At 47.0% G+C, this 13634-nt stretch carries 11 protein-coding genes and 3 tRNA genes; 6 read left to right on the top strand and 8 right to left on the bottom strand.

All coding sequences use genetic code 11. The annotated features are described in order from the left end of the window. Positions 1-90 precede the first annotated feature (90 nt). Positions 91-2436, top strand: a complete 2346-nt coding sequence (locus tag AC2T0J_RS15380) for a PilZ domain-containing protein (protein WP_489806658.1) — start codon at positions 91-93, stop codon at positions 2434-2436. On the opposite strand, the gene AC2T0J_RS15375 is transcribed toward AC2T0J_RS15380, so the two are convergent. Next, the gene (locus AC2T0J_RS15375; RefSeq protein ID WP_489806657.1) at positions 2429-3223 is read right to left on the bottom strand and encodes an SDR family NAD(P)-dependent oxidoreductase; all 795 of its coding nucleotides are present in this window, start codon (positions 3221-3223) and stop codon (positions 2429-2431) included. The two genes, AC2T0J_RS15380 and AC2T0J_RS15375, sit on opposite strands and share 8 nt — an antisense overlap. A 260-nt stretch (positions 3224-3483) precedes the next feature. Here AC2T0J_RS15375 and AC2T0J_RS15370 point away from each other — a divergent pair, with 260 nt between their 5' ends. Genes AC2T0J_RS15370 through AC2T0J_RS15355 form a run of 4 tightly spaced genes read left to right on the top strand, consistent with a single transcriptional unit; the run spans position 3484 to position 7718 of the window. After that, positions 3484-4140, top strand: a complete 657-nt coding sequence (locus AC2T0J_RS15370; RefSeq protein ID WP_489806656.1) for a methylamine utilization protein — start codon at positions 3484-3486, stop codon at positions 4138-4140. After that, a complete protein-coding gene (locus tag AC2T0J_RS15365) occupies positions 4137-6491 on the top strand; it encodes a bifunctional diguanylate cyclase/phosphodiesterase (RefSeq protein WP_489806655.1) in 2355 nt (784 codons plus the stop codon). Before AC2T0J_RS15370 ends, AC2T0J_RS15365 begins: the two co-directional genes overlap by 4 nt. After that, positions 6475-7305, top strand: coding sequence for a DUF3034 family protein (locus AC2T0J_RS15360; RefSeq protein ID WP_489810351.1), 831 nt, complete (start codon positions 6475-6477; stop codon positions 7303-7305). Before AC2T0J_RS15365 ends, AC2T0J_RS15360 begins: the two co-directional genes overlap by 17 nt. After that, positions 7299-7718: a group I truncated hemoglobin gene (locus AC2T0J_RS15355; RefSeq protein ID WP_489806654.1), complete on the top strand. Its 420-nt coding sequence runs from the start codon at positions 7299-7301 to the stop codon at positions 7716-7718. The genes AC2T0J_RS15360 and AC2T0J_RS15355 overlap by 7 nt, the downstream gene beginning before the upstream one ends. Before the next feature lie 81 nt (positions 7719-7799). Here AC2T0J_RS15355 and AC2T0J_RS15350 read toward each other — a convergent pair whose 3' ends face one another. Further along, the gene (locus tag AC2T0J_RS15350) at positions 7800-8366 is read right to left on the bottom strand and encodes a TetR/AcrR family transcriptional regulator (RefSeq protein ID WP_489806653.1); all 567 of its coding nucleotides are present in this window, start codon (positions 8364-8366) and stop codon (positions 7800-7802) included. Positions 8367-8478: 112 nt separating this feature from the next. On the opposite strand from AC2T0J_RS15350, the gene AC2T0J_RS15345 reads away from it, so the two are divergent. Further along, positions 8479-9051, top strand: a complete 573-nt coding sequence (locus AC2T0J_RS15345) for an NAD(P)H-dependent oxidoreductase (protein WP_489806652.1) — start codon at positions 8479-8481, stop codon at positions 9049-9051. A 392-nt stretch (positions 9052-9443) separates the two neighbouring features. On the opposite strand, the gene AC2T0J_RS15340 is transcribed toward AC2T0J_RS15345, so the two are convergent. The 6 genes from AC2T0J_RS15340 to AC2T0J_RS15315 form a co-directional block, all read right to left on the bottom strand. Then, a tRNA-Arg gene (locus AC2T0J_RS15340) sits at positions 9444-9520 on the bottom strand. A 19-nt stretch (positions 9521-9539) separates the two neighbouring features. Next, positions 9540-9616 (bottom strand) — tRNA-Arg (locus AC2T0J_RS15335). 21 nt (positions 9617-9637) lie between these two features. Next, positions 9638-9728, bottom strand: a tRNA-Ser gene (locus AC2T0J_RS15330). Between the two features lie 280 nt (positions 9729-10008). Then, positions 10009-10200: a carbon storage regulator CsrA gene (gene csrA / locus AC2T0J_RS15325; protein WP_105936514.1), complete on the bottom strand. Its 192-nt coding sequence runs from the start codon at positions 10198-10200 to the stop codon at positions 10009-10011. A 125-nt stretch (positions 10201-10325) separates the two neighbouring features. Beyond that, entirely contained in the window at positions 10326-12923 is a 2598-nt protein-coding gene (gene alaS / locus AC2T0J_RS15320) for an alanine--tRNA ligase (protein WP_489806651.1), read from the bottom strand. Between the two features lie 216 nt (positions 12924-13139). Then, positions 13140-13595 carry a regulatory protein RecX gene (locus AC2T0J_RS15315; RefSeq protein WP_489806650.1) on the bottom strand — a complete coding sequence of 152 codons (456 nt, stop codon included), beginning with the start codon at positions 13593-13595 and terminating at the stop codon, positions 13140-13142. Positions 13596-13634: the final 39 nt, after the last annotated feature.

The raw sequence follows: 13634 nt of genomic DNA, 5'->3' as shown, positions 1-13634 counted from the left end.
GCGGCCCACCGTAAAAAAATGCATGCTTTTTGCTGAACAACTGTGCTAAGTTTATTTTCTACCAATTGTACTTAAATAAAAACAAACAAGATGAGTACAGATCAGGAATTAATAAAAAAACATCAGCCTGTGATCCAGGCTTTAATACCCTATCAGCAGCAAGGTAGACTGCTGGAGGGGCTAAACCGTTTTTCATCACGCCTCAATGCTCAGGCGAGGCAAGTCATTAAAGACGAAGTGATCCGCTTAACGTCACAAACCGACGCACCGGCAGATAACTCAGCCTTCGCTCAATTCCCGGTAAAGCGCTTTTCGCATTTTGGTATCGAAATGACCCTCGATAAAGTGGGTACTGAGATATTACAAAGAGAAACTGCCCGCTACATGGAGCAGTACACTGTTGGGGTGTTTGAATCCATTACCAACTCAGCCCACTATCAGGGCTTGGTACAACGTCAGTTACGTGAAAAAATTATCAGGGCATTCACGGTTCAAACGCAGACGTATCAGGATATTCAGTTTAACAACGACCTTTCCGTAACACCCAACTTCTCGGTGACTACTCCGGCTTATCAAAATAGCAGAACCGTTGCTGTTGTTGCTTTAAGTGCAACACAACTGACTATCGCCTGTACCCGCTCGCCCAAGTTTACTGCGGTAACAGACATTCCGGTCAACTTCCCGCCTATACCCGGCTTGTGTTCAGCCACTAAAGTGATTCATTTCGACTATGTAAAAGTGGACTATCACGCCGCCTCTCAGCGCCATCATGCGGTGTTACAACTGGCGGAACAGGACAAGCAATGGCAGGCCGTTTTTCAGCAATACCTTAACCGCGTCATGTTACGTTTACCCCTTGAACGTGACCTTGAAATTGAGCGTTCGATGCAAGCGCTCGACCGCGATAGAATTGTCCAAAGTGCGCCATGGTTGCCCGTTTTAATGAAAAAAGACGGCGCGACACTAGCCCCCAGAATGGTACTTCTTACCCCGGTAAACACCCAGCGCAATCCGGCTTATCGAAGTAAACAGTTATTACCAGGTAAAACGGCGCTGCAGCGGATTTTGCAAGAACTTAGCGCTTTTAAGGAAGCCTTTGTGCTGCGTCTGACCATTGCTCAACAGAACAACGCGCCGGTATCCTTGTGTACCACCGTACGTCAGTTGGAGCGACAGGATCTGCTGGCGAACTTTATTCAACTCGGATTAGAAAATAACAGTCTGGAACTCTGGCAGTACCGGTTGGCAAAGATTAGCCGTGACAGTCAGGAAACGGCGTGTATTCTGCAGGATATGTCTCATCAGGATAACAATGATATTTTGTCAATGGGACACATTCTGTTCATGCGCTCCATCAATGAGGCTATTGGCCCGTTACAATTACTCAGCCCACCCAAAAAAGCGAAACTCCCCCGCCAGTATATTGATAACGACAGTCAGTATCCCCTTCGTTTCGTAATGAATGATGATATCGACCGGCGCAAGGAACCGCGCTTCAGGATTGAAACCGATGCCCAGGTTAAAGTAAGCCTGATGAGCAGTTATGCTGCCACGGTGAGGGATTTTTCACTAGGTGGCATCCAGCTCCATATCCACGACTGTCATGAGGTCAAGTTACCGCCCGAGGTAAAGGTCACTATTGTCGACTTCAAGCTTAAATCACAACGTTATAAAGTGCTGGATTATAATCAGCAAACCGGGGTGTTGCGATTGCTCGCTATTACCACCGATAACACGTCAAAAGTGCTCAAAAAGCTCAGCTCAGCATCGTCACTACAATCCAGTTTTGAAAACATTATGCTGCAGCAATCCCTGTATTTCCGCTACATGTGGGAAGTCGTTAGCCGTCATTATCCCAACGCCGCTTTACAAGTGGTCACTGGCAGGCAAATGATCTACCGTATGAAAACCCTGTACATCACACAGCAAAACAACGACCTGCACCCTTTTGCAGTGTGCGACCATAATGCGCCGCTGCACGGCTTCTTTGCTGACATGGGCAAATCACCACCCGACTCTGCGGTGCTGCGCAAATTGTTACAACAGGCCGAACGTTATCATCTGGCAATCCACTGTGAACGCAAGTCTGATAACAAACTTATCAACCTTACACAGGTACAGTGTTTTGAGTCTTCATTACGGCAAAAAATAAAGCAGTCATTGGAAGATGGAGAAACCCAGTTGTACGTAGCGGGGATTGAATGCCAGAAAACCGAATCTGTTACCACCCCGATGACAAAGCAGCGTCTTGCGTTATTGTCGCGAATTGACCTGGACGTCTATGAAAAATTACTGACGTTGCAGCAAAATTATTCCCATGTCATTCATATTATCGATATGTCGGCGTTAATAAATGCTTTACTCAAAGGTTCTGTGGTTCCGGATACCAACAAGGAAAATGCCAAGAGTGCGGCATCCGGCCAAACCGCTACATAATAAAATCGACAACTCCGCCGTCAACTCGTAATGCACTCCCTGTGGTAGCTGACGCCAGTTTAGAACATGTGTAGGTAATCATACTTGCCACTTCTTCCACCGTTGCCATGCGTTGAATCACTGAAGACGGACGATTTTCCATGACGAACTTCACACCGGCCTCTTCTATGGAAATCCCATTTTCTTCTGCCGATTGTGCTAAGAAAGCCTGCGCCCCCTCGCTAAGGGTTGGCCCTGGCAGCACTGAATTCACTGTTACACCGGTGCCTGCCAGGCGTTTGGCCAGGCCTCTTGATAAACCGAGCAGTGCTGTTTTACTCACGCCATAATGGATCATATCGCCTGGAATATTCAGGGCAGACTCAGAGGCTACATAAATAACCCGGCCCCACTGGTTATCCACCATGGCAGGCGCATAATGACGGCTCAAACGAACAGCCGACATCACATTGACATCATAATACTGTTGCCAGGTATCATCATCGGTGTCAAAAAAGTCCTGAGTGCCGTAAATACCCAGGTTGTTTATCAGAATATCAGCAGCCGGTACCGCATCAATAAGCCTATTACACCCTTCAGCAGTGCTTAAATCCGCAGCAACACCCTGCACATCTGCACCGGCAACCACGTGTTTGACTGCCTCAACTGCCTGGACGACTTTATGCTCGGTACGGCCATTAACGATAACTTTTGCACCGCACCCGGCAAGTTGTTTGGCGACGCCCAATCCGATACCTTCGGTTGAACCGGTAATAACTGCGACTTTCTCATGTAAATCAATTTTCATATGCTAAGCTCCGTGTTTGTAGGGTCTGGGGGTTATACGTTGAAACTTAATTTTTTGTCATAGGCGGTTATGGAATGTCTTATTCTAACTAATCGAATAAAGGCATCCATAAAGAGTAATGCGTTTTGGCATCTGGCCAGCCTAAATAACTATTGCATAGCTTTGTGCAATGTTGCTAATGTGAGACCTAGTGTTTAGAAACTGCTTGGTAACTATTTCAGGCAGTTCAATGCTTTGGGTTGTTTAAAGCACACAAAAATATGATTAACTCCAAACTGTTTCTAAAAATAACGCTGTTTACGGTGAGCTTTACCAGTACCGCTGTGGCGACTGCAAAAACCGTAACGCTGGTTGATGAACAAGGACGGCCGTTTATTAGTGCCGTTATCAGCATGAACACCGCAACGATAGACGAAGCGATGCCGTTGGCTCCATCTGAACAACCCGCCATCATGGACCAGATAAACCGTCAGTTTGAACCCACTACACTGGTGATTGAGCAAGGCCGAACGGTAGTATTTCCCAATAGCGATAATATTCGCCATCATGTTTACAGCTTTTCACAGCCCAAACCGTTTGAAATTAAACTCTACGCCGGTGACTCCGTGCCACCGGTACAGTTTGAAACCCCCGGAATTGTGGTGCTGGGGTGTAATATTCATGACTCCATGCTTGGCTTCATTTACATCAAGGATAGCCGTCCCTCGTGGGAAACCGATCAAAACGGCCAGGCAGAAATAGACACCGCGCAAACTGAGGTTATTGTCTGGCACCCTGATCTCTCTGTTAACCACCTTAAACGCCTGCCCTATACGCTAAGCAACGACGGTGTTCCTGTCACTATCACCCTACCACGTGTTGCCCCACTAGAGACTTCCAAGCGAGTGTTTGGCAACAGTAAGTTTAAGCGCCAATGACCGTTACCCTACGTCAATCGCTGTTCCAAATCCTCTTTATTGGTATTTTTTTCACTGCGTCAATGATCCTGGGTAATGTCTGGACGGTCACTTCAAAAACCGCTTTTAATCAGGTTACCAGGAATATTGAGGTAGCCAATTCTGTGCTTGAGCAATTGTTGCAAGACCGCAGCGAGCAATTACTTAATTCGGCTCGGGTACTAACCGACGATTTTGGCTTTAAGCAAGCGGTTGCCACCGGCGACATTCCAACCATTCAAAGTGTTTTGCAAAATCACGGGCAGCGTATTGAGTCGGATTTTATGATGTTGACAGATTTATCCGGTAAAGTACTGGAAAGCCAGCCCGGCTATTTTGCCCGCGGCACCAAGTTTCCCTATCCAGACATCATTAATCAGGTACTGGAAAACGGCGGCTCAGAGAATGCAGTCATTGTAGACGGTAGCCTTTACCAGATGATTATGTTGCCGGTATACGCTCCCAACCCAATTGCCATTGCCGGCATTGGTTTTATGGACGGCGATGACTTTTTAAAGCAGGTCAGGAAGATCATTCAGGCCGATATTATCGTTTCATCGAAACGCTCGGTGAATGGCTCATATGTGGTATTACACAGCAGCTTGCCTTACATTAAAGCTCAGCGCGTTGTTAATACCCATCAACAAACACTGAACTGGTTTGATGTAACGTTTTCAAGGGATATTCCCTTCCTGACCCGAGACATTAAACTTCCCGACACACTGGATAACGAAGTCTCCATTACCCTTGCCGTGGATGTGTCGACCCATTTTGATAACTTTACGCAGTTACAGTTTAACATTCTGGGTATTTCATTACTTGCCATTGCCGGCTCTATGCTGCTATCAATGTTTATGGCCAGCCGCGTTAACAAAACCGTAGCCAGTCTGGTGAATACTGCGAATAATCTGGCTGACGGCAATTACGAGCAGGATGTAAACGTCTCCGGCCACCTGCAGGAAATAAACGAACTGTCTGACGCTTTTGTGCGAATGAAAGACAGTCTTCAAAGCCGTGAACAGCGGATCCTGATGCAGTCCAGGCTAGACATGCTTACCCGCCTGTATAACCGCAGCTACATGGAAGAGCTTATCCAACAGCGCCTGGATGCCGGGGAATCCTTACAGGTCATCGGGATCAATATCCGCGACTTCAGAACGATTAACGACCTCTACGGATATTCCAACGGCGATACCTGTATCATCACTACTGCCGAGCGGATAAAACGCTGGCGCGGCACCGCTGCCCGCTTATCCGGCGGTGAACTGGTGTGGTTTGCTAATGAGCCGCTCAGCGATGAGCAGCTTGAAACGTTTCATACTATTCTGGAGCAACCGGTTTCCACTCAGCAGCTGGTGATGCCCATTAGTATGGTGTTTACCGTGGTTAACTGCCCCGTGGATGCTGACAATGCGCAGGATCTTTTCAGGCGCATGAATATTCTGCTTGATGAAGCAGAACTGGGCTCAAACTGGCTGCTGCAGTTCAGCTCGGAAAAAGAGCAGCGTTATCTGCGCCGCCTGAGTATCATCACCGAGTTAAAAGATGTACTGCAAAGCGAACAAGATGAGTTATCGTTGGTTTACCAGCCTAAGATCAGCCTTAAGACCCGTCAGGTGAATGGGCTTGAAGCCTTGATACGCTGGAACAGTCGACGACTTGGTTTTATTCCGCCGGATGAGTTTATTGAAATAGCAGAACAAGCTGGTTTTATAGAACAGGTAACTGATTGGGTGCTCAACCGGGTTGTCGCCGATATCCAGACCCTGCGTAAACACGGGATAGTAATTCAACCGGCAGTCAACCTGTCGACTCAGGATATCCAGAACCGTCCATTGCTTGAGCGACTTATCGCCTTACTCGATGCCAATGAATTAAGCGCCAACGATATCACCCTTGAGATCACCGAGAGCGATCTGGTGGCCGATGCCAAGATCGCTATTGATAATCTGCAATTCCTGCAGGACAAAGGCTTCAGTATCGCCATCGATGATTTTGGCACTGGTTATTCATCGTTAGCCTATTTAAAAAATTTGCCGGTTTCAGCAATTAAAATTGATAAGGCCTTTGTACTCAACCTCAGCACCGACACCGAAGACCAGCAAATTGTGCATACTGTGCTTAGCTTATCGAATATATTTGATTTAGAAGTTGTGGCTGAAGGCGTGGAAGATGCCAACGCCATGGAAATTCTGGCTGACTGGGGTTGCGACACCGCGCAAGGTTTTCACATTAGCCGACCATTACCATTGAGCGGATTGATAGACTGGCTGGCTTCATCTGAATATTACCAACAGCAGGAAGTTTTGCGTGCGACTGACAACACTAATTAGCAGTACCCTTATACTCTGCACCGGCCTGGCATTTGCCGGAGACGGTAAACTCATAGGCACCGCGGGCCTCAATCAACTGGAAGGCAGCGGCGGTGGCGGTATCGTGCCATGGGCTACCTTATCAGGTTACGATACCCAGGACGAAGTGTCTGCCAATGCTTTTATCACTCAGGTTAACCTTGATGATTACCGGCTAAACGTGCTGGGCGCCAGCGTGTCGCTTTATGACCGCGCGGAATTCAGTGTGGCGCGCCACGTGTTTGATCTGACCACCCTTGGCGGCGAAATAGCGCAAACGGTTTATGGTGCAAAATTCAAACTGTACGGCGATGTTATTTACACTGACTGGCCACAAATAAGCGCTGGCCTGCAATATAAAGATCTGGAAGACACCGTCGTAGCGAACTTAGTGGGCAGCGAGGATTCGTCAGGCACTGATGTATACCTGGCAGCCACGAAGGTGCATTTAGGTGCCGCTGGCGGCTATAACCTGGTATGGAATGTCACCGCCCGGCTTACGAAAGCTAACCAGCTGGGATTGCTGGGCTTTGGCGGACCCGAAAACAGTGATTATGAACTGATGCTTGAAGGCAGTATTGGCGTATTATTTTCCCGTCACTTCGCCGCGGGTATCGAGTATCGACAGAAACCTGACAACTTAAGACTCGGTGAAGATGACTGGATGGATGTTTTTGTCACTTATATTCCTTCAAAGAAAGTTAACTTCACCCTGGCCTGGGCGAATTTGGGCAGTATCGCCGGTACCACTGGTCAGAAAGGCTTGTATTTATCGGTGGGAGGTCAGTTATGGTAAAACTCCTGTTACTCATTGCTTCTTGTGTGATGATGTTGAACGGCTGTGCCAGCCGCTCAGCGTCACTCTATGATGAGTTAGGCGGTCGGGCTAAAATCAACGAAATCGTTGAAAACTTTGTGTATGAAATAGAATATAACGACACTATTCTGCCCTATTTTGCCGATACCGACATCAACCGGTTTATGGACAAGTTCGCCGAGCAGCTTTGTGCATTTTCAGGTGGCCCATGCACGTATAGTGGTGACACCATGGAACAGGTGCACGGTGGTATGAAAATTACTGAAGCACACTATAACCTGACCGTTGACTTGTTTATCAACGCTATGAATAAGGCCAATGTACCGTATCCTTTGCAAAATAAATTGCTCAATCGAATGACGCATACCCGGGCGCAAATGTTGAATAAATAATAAAGAGTGTGTTTATTACAATTATCTCTTTTATCGGTCCTGGATACGCAGGGCTTTGCTTTGATCAAAAGCGGTAACCCATTATACCAAACACGTTAAAACCTGCTTAGCAAGCGCCTCTGCAATCTCTCGCCGGGAACTCGGAAGTGACTTATGGATCAGAGCATAGCCCTCAATGTAGGGTAATAATATTGAAACGGCTAACTGCGCTTGGGATTTCCCATACTGCGACCACATCTGTACACTTTTGTCAGCGAGCATCTGGTAGTGGCTGGTTAGCAAAGCGTCAATGTCCTGATTGCGCATTGAAAGCGCCCATAATTCTCTGTACACCAGACAAGCATCACTGATTTGCTCAACCTGACTTAAATTAAACTCAATAAAACTAACAACCTGGCTGGGTAAATCATCAGTTTTCTGCTGATGAATGAATTCTTCCAGCAAGTTGTCACACTCATTAAAGTAATAGGTCGCCATCCCCATCAGAAGTGCTTGCCTGTTATTAAAATGATGCTGAACATTACTTAAGCTTTTACCCGCTTTGGCTGCAACCTGTCGCATTGTTAACCCTTCAGCCCCAACACCTTTAAGGAGTTCTAAACCTGCAATAACAATTTGTTGTTTGGCATTCTCACCACTTTTAGACACGTAAAGTTCTCATCTACAGACATTTATATTTAGTCAGATTAACACGCTTGACCAATTAGGTCGACTGACCTAAAATAAAATAGGTCAACCGACCTAAAAGAGCATCTTTTAAATGAAAAATATTTTAGTGATCAATGCCAACCCCAAGTCTTCAAGCTTTAATAAAGCGCTAAGTCACACATACGCCACAAATGCCTCTGGTTTACATAACGTGCGTACTGTGCACATTGGCGATCTTGAGTTTGATTTAAATTTAAAAGAAGGTTACGAGACCACCCAGATACTGGAGCCAGATTTAAATGCGTTTCAGCAAAATATCCAATGGGCTGATCATATTGTTATCGTCTCACCGGTTTGGTGGGGAAGCGTACCAGCAAAGTTCAAGGGCGTTATAGATCGTGTGTTCCTACCGGGTTTTGCCTTTAAATACAATGCGGGTAAAGCCATCCCTGACAAATTATTAACAGGTAAAACGTCAGAGCTTATTGTAACGATGGACACCCCGGTTTGGTGGTACCGTTTTGTTCAGGGTAATGTGGTGTATAAACATTTAAACAATACGATCCTCAGCTTTGCAGGCATTAAAAATACCGCTGTCACCTACTTTGGCCCGGTCATAAACAGTAAACCCAAACAGCGTGAACGCTGGCTTGAGAAAACACAGCAGCGCGCAAAAGCAATATAAGTAACGTACCGTGTGCGTTGAACAAGAAGCTCCAGCCTGACATCAAATCGCAACACACAATGCTGAGAATAACGTATAGCAGGATGTCGAATGTCTTGGCGTGGAGATAATTTCGTTGGTTGAACACCCGAAGCTCAATTAGAGGCTCGGTAGTGCTACAAGAATGTATTACTTACATACATTTAATTCTACACAAACAAAAAAGCCCGTTGCATTTGCAACGGGCTTTGAGAATGTGGCGCGTGTGGATGGGTGAAGCCGGTGCTTTTATGGCAAGCCAACAGTTTGGCTTGCCCCGGCTGAACGCCCTCCGCTCTGACGGGGGGCTGGAAATCCTGACACACCGCAGAAAGCAAAAAAGGCTTGCATTACTGCAAGCCTTTTTTTTAATGTGGCGCGTGTGGAAGGATTCGAACCTCCGACCGCCTGGTTCGTAGCCAGGTACTCTATCCAGCTGAGCTACACACGCGAAGTTTTAATTTAGTGAGTGGCGCGTGCGGAAGGATTCGAACCTCCGACCGCCTGGTTCGTAGCCAGGTACTCTATCCAGCTGAGCTACGCACGCGCTGATACACTAAATTAAAAATGGCGGAGAGGGAGGGATTCGAACCCTCGATACGCGTAATGCGTATGGTTCCTTAGCAGGGAACTGGTTTCAGCCACTCACCCACCTCTCCGTCATGTGGGGCTGCATTTTAATGACATGCGGTGGGAAGTCAATGCTTTTTTAGATAAATACATTTCGTATGCCGGGATTTTAAACAATCACTATATTTTGCCTAAAAAGCACACATTTACTGCCCGAAAAAGCACCGTTTACAGCCGTTTTCACCCATCTTCTACAGGGCGATGAAACCACATCAGTGACTCAATTTACTCAGCACCAATAAAAAAGGCCGGAAAAACCGGCCTTCAAAATGATAAATGACCAAAAAAACTGGTCTTACCTCTGATTATTTACTTATTACCATCAGGCTGACCGCCTTTTTCTGCCTGGATCCGCATATAAATTTCTTCGCGATGCACCGAGACTTCCTTTGGTGCATTTACACCAATACGTACCTGATTACCCTTAACGCCTAACACGGTTACGGTGACATCGTCACCCACCATCAGTGTTTCACCCACACGACGAGTTAAAATAAGCATTCTGTTGCTCCTGGTTCCTTGATTACATTGCCTCCAAGCGATCTTCGACGCCTTTCACTCCGTAAAAGCGCTTTCGGTGGGATTAACGCTGGTGTCACGACAACGTTAATCTACCAATACTTGCATTATAGCTTATCTTCTAACCAAGCGTTAACAGACTGTAACGCAGCGGCTAAATTTTCTGGCTGACTACCGCCAGCTTGTGCCATATCAGGCCGGCCACCGCCCTTACCGCCAACCTGTGTAGCGACATGGTTAACCAGTTCACCAGCCTTCACTTTGCCGGTTAAGCCTTTAGTCACTCCAACAATCAGACTGACCTTACCATCTGCGGGCACACCCAGCACGATGATGCCTTCACCAATGCGGTTTTTCAGATCATCAACCATACCGCGTAACGATTTGGCCTCAACACCTTCAAGCGCTGCAATGAGTACTTTGTTGCCCTTTATATCCACTGCATTGCCAAGTAGATCAGCGCCTTGTTGACTCGCCATCTTTTGTTTTAGTGAAGTAACTGTTTTTTCTAACTCTTTTTGTTGAGCCTGAAGTTGCGTAACTTTCTCTGTGAGGCCACTGGCGTCGGTTTTTAACAGCCCACAGGTACTGCTCAGTACTGCCTGTTGCTGTTGAACATAGGCCAGTGCGCCCATACCAGTTACTGCATCAATACGACGTACACCGGACGCGATACCGCCTTCGGTGACAATTTTAAACAAACCGATATCACCGGTTTGCTTAACGTGGGTACCACCACAAAGTTCGGTAGACACCGGCCCCATTGAAACCACACGCACTTTTTCGTCGTACTTTTCGCCAAACAACGCCATGGCACCGGTCTTTTTGGCTTCTTCCAAATCCATCATCTGCGTGGTTAACGGATGATTGTCCTGAATATCCTGGTTAACCCTTACTTCAATTTGCGCCAGTTGCTCCGCGGTGACCCCCTCGAAATGCGAGAAGTCGAAACGCAAACGCTCAGCATTCACCAGTGAACCTTTCTGCGTTACATGGTCGCCAAGAATGTCACGCAGGGCAGCGTGCAATAAATGTGTCGCACTGTGGTTCTTCTTGATTGCACTGCGCTTGACATCATTAATTTTGGCCACTGCTTTGTCGCCTTTATTAATGGTGCCTTTTACCTTACCGCGGTGCGCAAAGGCATTACCCATTTTCTGTGTATCGGTAACGAAAAACTCGCCATTAGCCACTTTCAGTACACCGGTATCACCTACCTGACCACCCGATTCGGCATAAAATGGCGTTTGGTCCAGTACGACAACTCCTTCCTGGCCATCGGTCAGTGCGTCACAAAAACTGTTACCACTGATTAGCTCCACCACATTGGCATCGCCTTCTGCATCGGTGTAACCGGTAAAGGCCGTTTCGGAGTCAACTTTTAATGCACTGTTGTAATCGGCGCCAAACTGGCTGGCGTCCTGAGCACGCTGACGCTGTGCCTGCATGGCCGCCTCAAAACCTTCTTCATCGATCTTATAGTCGTGTTCGCGGGCAACGTCATTGGTTAAATCCACCGGGAAACCGTAAGTGTCATAGAGCTTGAAGACCAGTTCGCCAGGCACGGTGTCGCCTTCCAGTTCGTTAAGCGCATCGTTCAACATATTCATGCCTCGCGACAAGGTTTTGCTGAACTGCTCTTCTTCTACGCGTAATACTTTCTCGATAACTGGCTTTTGGTCGGCCAGTTCAGGGTAGAAACCACCCATTTCCTGGGTAAGCGCATCCACCAGCTTGTAGAAGAAGATGTCATTAGCACCCATTTTATAACCATGGCGTACCGCTCGACGGATAATCCGACGTAATACATAACCACGACCTTCATTACTGGGCATTACGCCATCGCAGATTAAGAAAGCGCAGGAACGGATGTGGTCGGCGATAACCCGCAGCGATTTGTTATCCAGATCGGTCGTGCCAACAATTTTCGCTGCCGCATTGATCAGATTTACAAACAAATCGATTTCGTAGTTACTATGAACGTTCTGCAAAATGGCTGAGATACGCTCCAGCCCCATACCAGTATCAATAGACGGCTTAGGCAGCGGCTCCATGGTGCCATCGGACTGCTTGTTGAACTGCATGAAAACCAGGTTCCAGATTTCAATAAAACGGTCGCCGTCTTCTTCCGGTGTGCCCGGAGGACCACCCCAGATGTGCTCTCCGTGATCGTAGAAGATTTCCGAGCAAGGACCACAAGGACCGGTATCACCCATCGACCAGAAGTTATCCGAGGTTGAGATGCGGATTATTTTTTCTTTCGGTACACCGATGGTGTTTTCCCAGATATCGAAGGCTTCGTCATCTTCAGAAAACACAGTAACCAGCAGTTTTTCTTTCGGCAGCCCCAACTCTTCGGTTAAGAACGTCCAGGCAAACTGAATGGCTTCTTTTTTGAAATAATCGCCAAAGCTGAAGTTACCCAGCATTTCGAAAAACGTATGGTGACGTGCGGTATAACCCACATTTTCGAGGTCGTTATGCTTACCACCGGCGCGAACACAACGCTGTGACGATACCGCCCGGGTATAGCTGCGTTTTTCGGAACCCAGGAAAACGTCCTTAAATTGGTTCATACCCGCATTAGTAAACAATAACGTGGGATCATCTGCTGGTACCAGTGAAGAACTGGAAACAGCCTGGTGGCCATGCTGGCCAAAATACTCGATAAATTTGCGGCGAATATCAGCAGTTGATAATGTCATTGAAATCCTGAAATCCTTAGTTAACCTGTAGAAGCTTATATGCAGCCTGTGTGCAGTGAATTCAAGTTAGTTCGACTAGTAAGCACATGCCTGGCCACATTATTATGAGGGCGCAACAATACCATGGTTAATGCTGTTTTGTTAAGCAATCCACCGTGAAAACAGGCGAATCGTCAGCATAGAAAATATTGATTAAGGGCAGCGGGCAGACTCTGGCTATTCGTGGTCGTCGTCGAAGGCGTGCTGAATATGGTCAGAATAAAAGCCCCGATATTGTAAAAAGCGGATTTGTTTAAACTTTTCCTTGTCTGATGCCGGTGGTTTGAGGCCAAATCGCTTGCGTCTTACCTGCCCGGCAAGCAAAAACCAATCGGTGTCATTTTCGAGCATCGCCTGTTCCAGCAGCGATTCGTCAATGGCAAACTGCTGACACTCAGCCTTTATCCTGGCCGGCCCCTGCCCTTTGGCAACGCCGGAGCGTACTTTCATTTCGGCAAAACGGGCATCACTTTGAACTCCGGCTTGTTTAAACTCTTCTAACACCGGCGCACAATCATCCATTGCAAAACCTTTCTGTGATAATTTTCGTAACAATTCGTGATAAGCATGCTCTCGTCGTGAAAGCATGCGGGTAATCGACTCTATAATGATTTTACGTGGGTTATCTGTCATTTTACCGATGATTTTTTAGAACTTAGTGCTCAATATATG

This window comes from Alteromonas sp. ISO5, assembly GCF_058105165.1.
This window is presented reverse-complemented; position numbering and strand designations above follow the sequence as displayed.

Excerpts from the sequence above, each read along its gene's own strand:
- AC2T0J_RS15380 (WP_489806658.1), top strand. The coding sequence starts at position 91 with ATGAGTACAGATCAGGAATTAATAAAAAAACATCAGCCTGTGATCCAG.
- AC2T0J_RS15375 (WP_489806657.1), bottom strand. The coding sequence starts at position 3,223 with ATGAAAATTGATTTACATGAGAAAGTCGCAGTTATTACCGGTTCAACC.
- AC2T0J_RS15370 (WP_489806656.1), top strand. The coding sequence starts at position 3,484 with ATGATTAACTCCAAACTGTTTCTAAAAATAACGCTGTTTACGGTGAGC.
- AC2T0J_RS15365 (WP_489806655.1), top strand. The coding sequence starts at position 4,137 with ATGACCGTTACCCTACGTCAATCGCTGTTCCAAATCCTCTTTATTGGT.
- AC2T0J_RS15355 (WP_489806654.1), top strand. The coding sequence starts at position 7,299 with ATGGTAAAACTCCTGTTACTCATTGCTTCTTGTGTGATGATGTTGAAC.
- AC2T0J_RS15345 (WP_489806652.1), top strand. The coding sequence starts at position 8,479 with ATGAAAAATATTTTAGTGATCAATGCCAACCCCAAGTCTTCAAGCTTT.
- csrA (WP_105936514.1), bottom strand. The coding sequence starts at position 10,200 with ATGCTTATTTTAACTCGTCGTGTGGGTGAAACACTGATGGTGGGTGAC.
- alaS (WP_489806651.1), bottom strand. The coding sequence starts at position 12,923 with ATGACATTATCAACTGCTGATATTCGCCGCAAATTTATCGAGTATTTT.
- AC2T0J_RS15315 (WP_489806650.1), bottom strand. The coding sequence starts at position 13,595 with ATGACAGATAACCCACGTAAAATCATTATAGAGTCGATTACCCGCATG.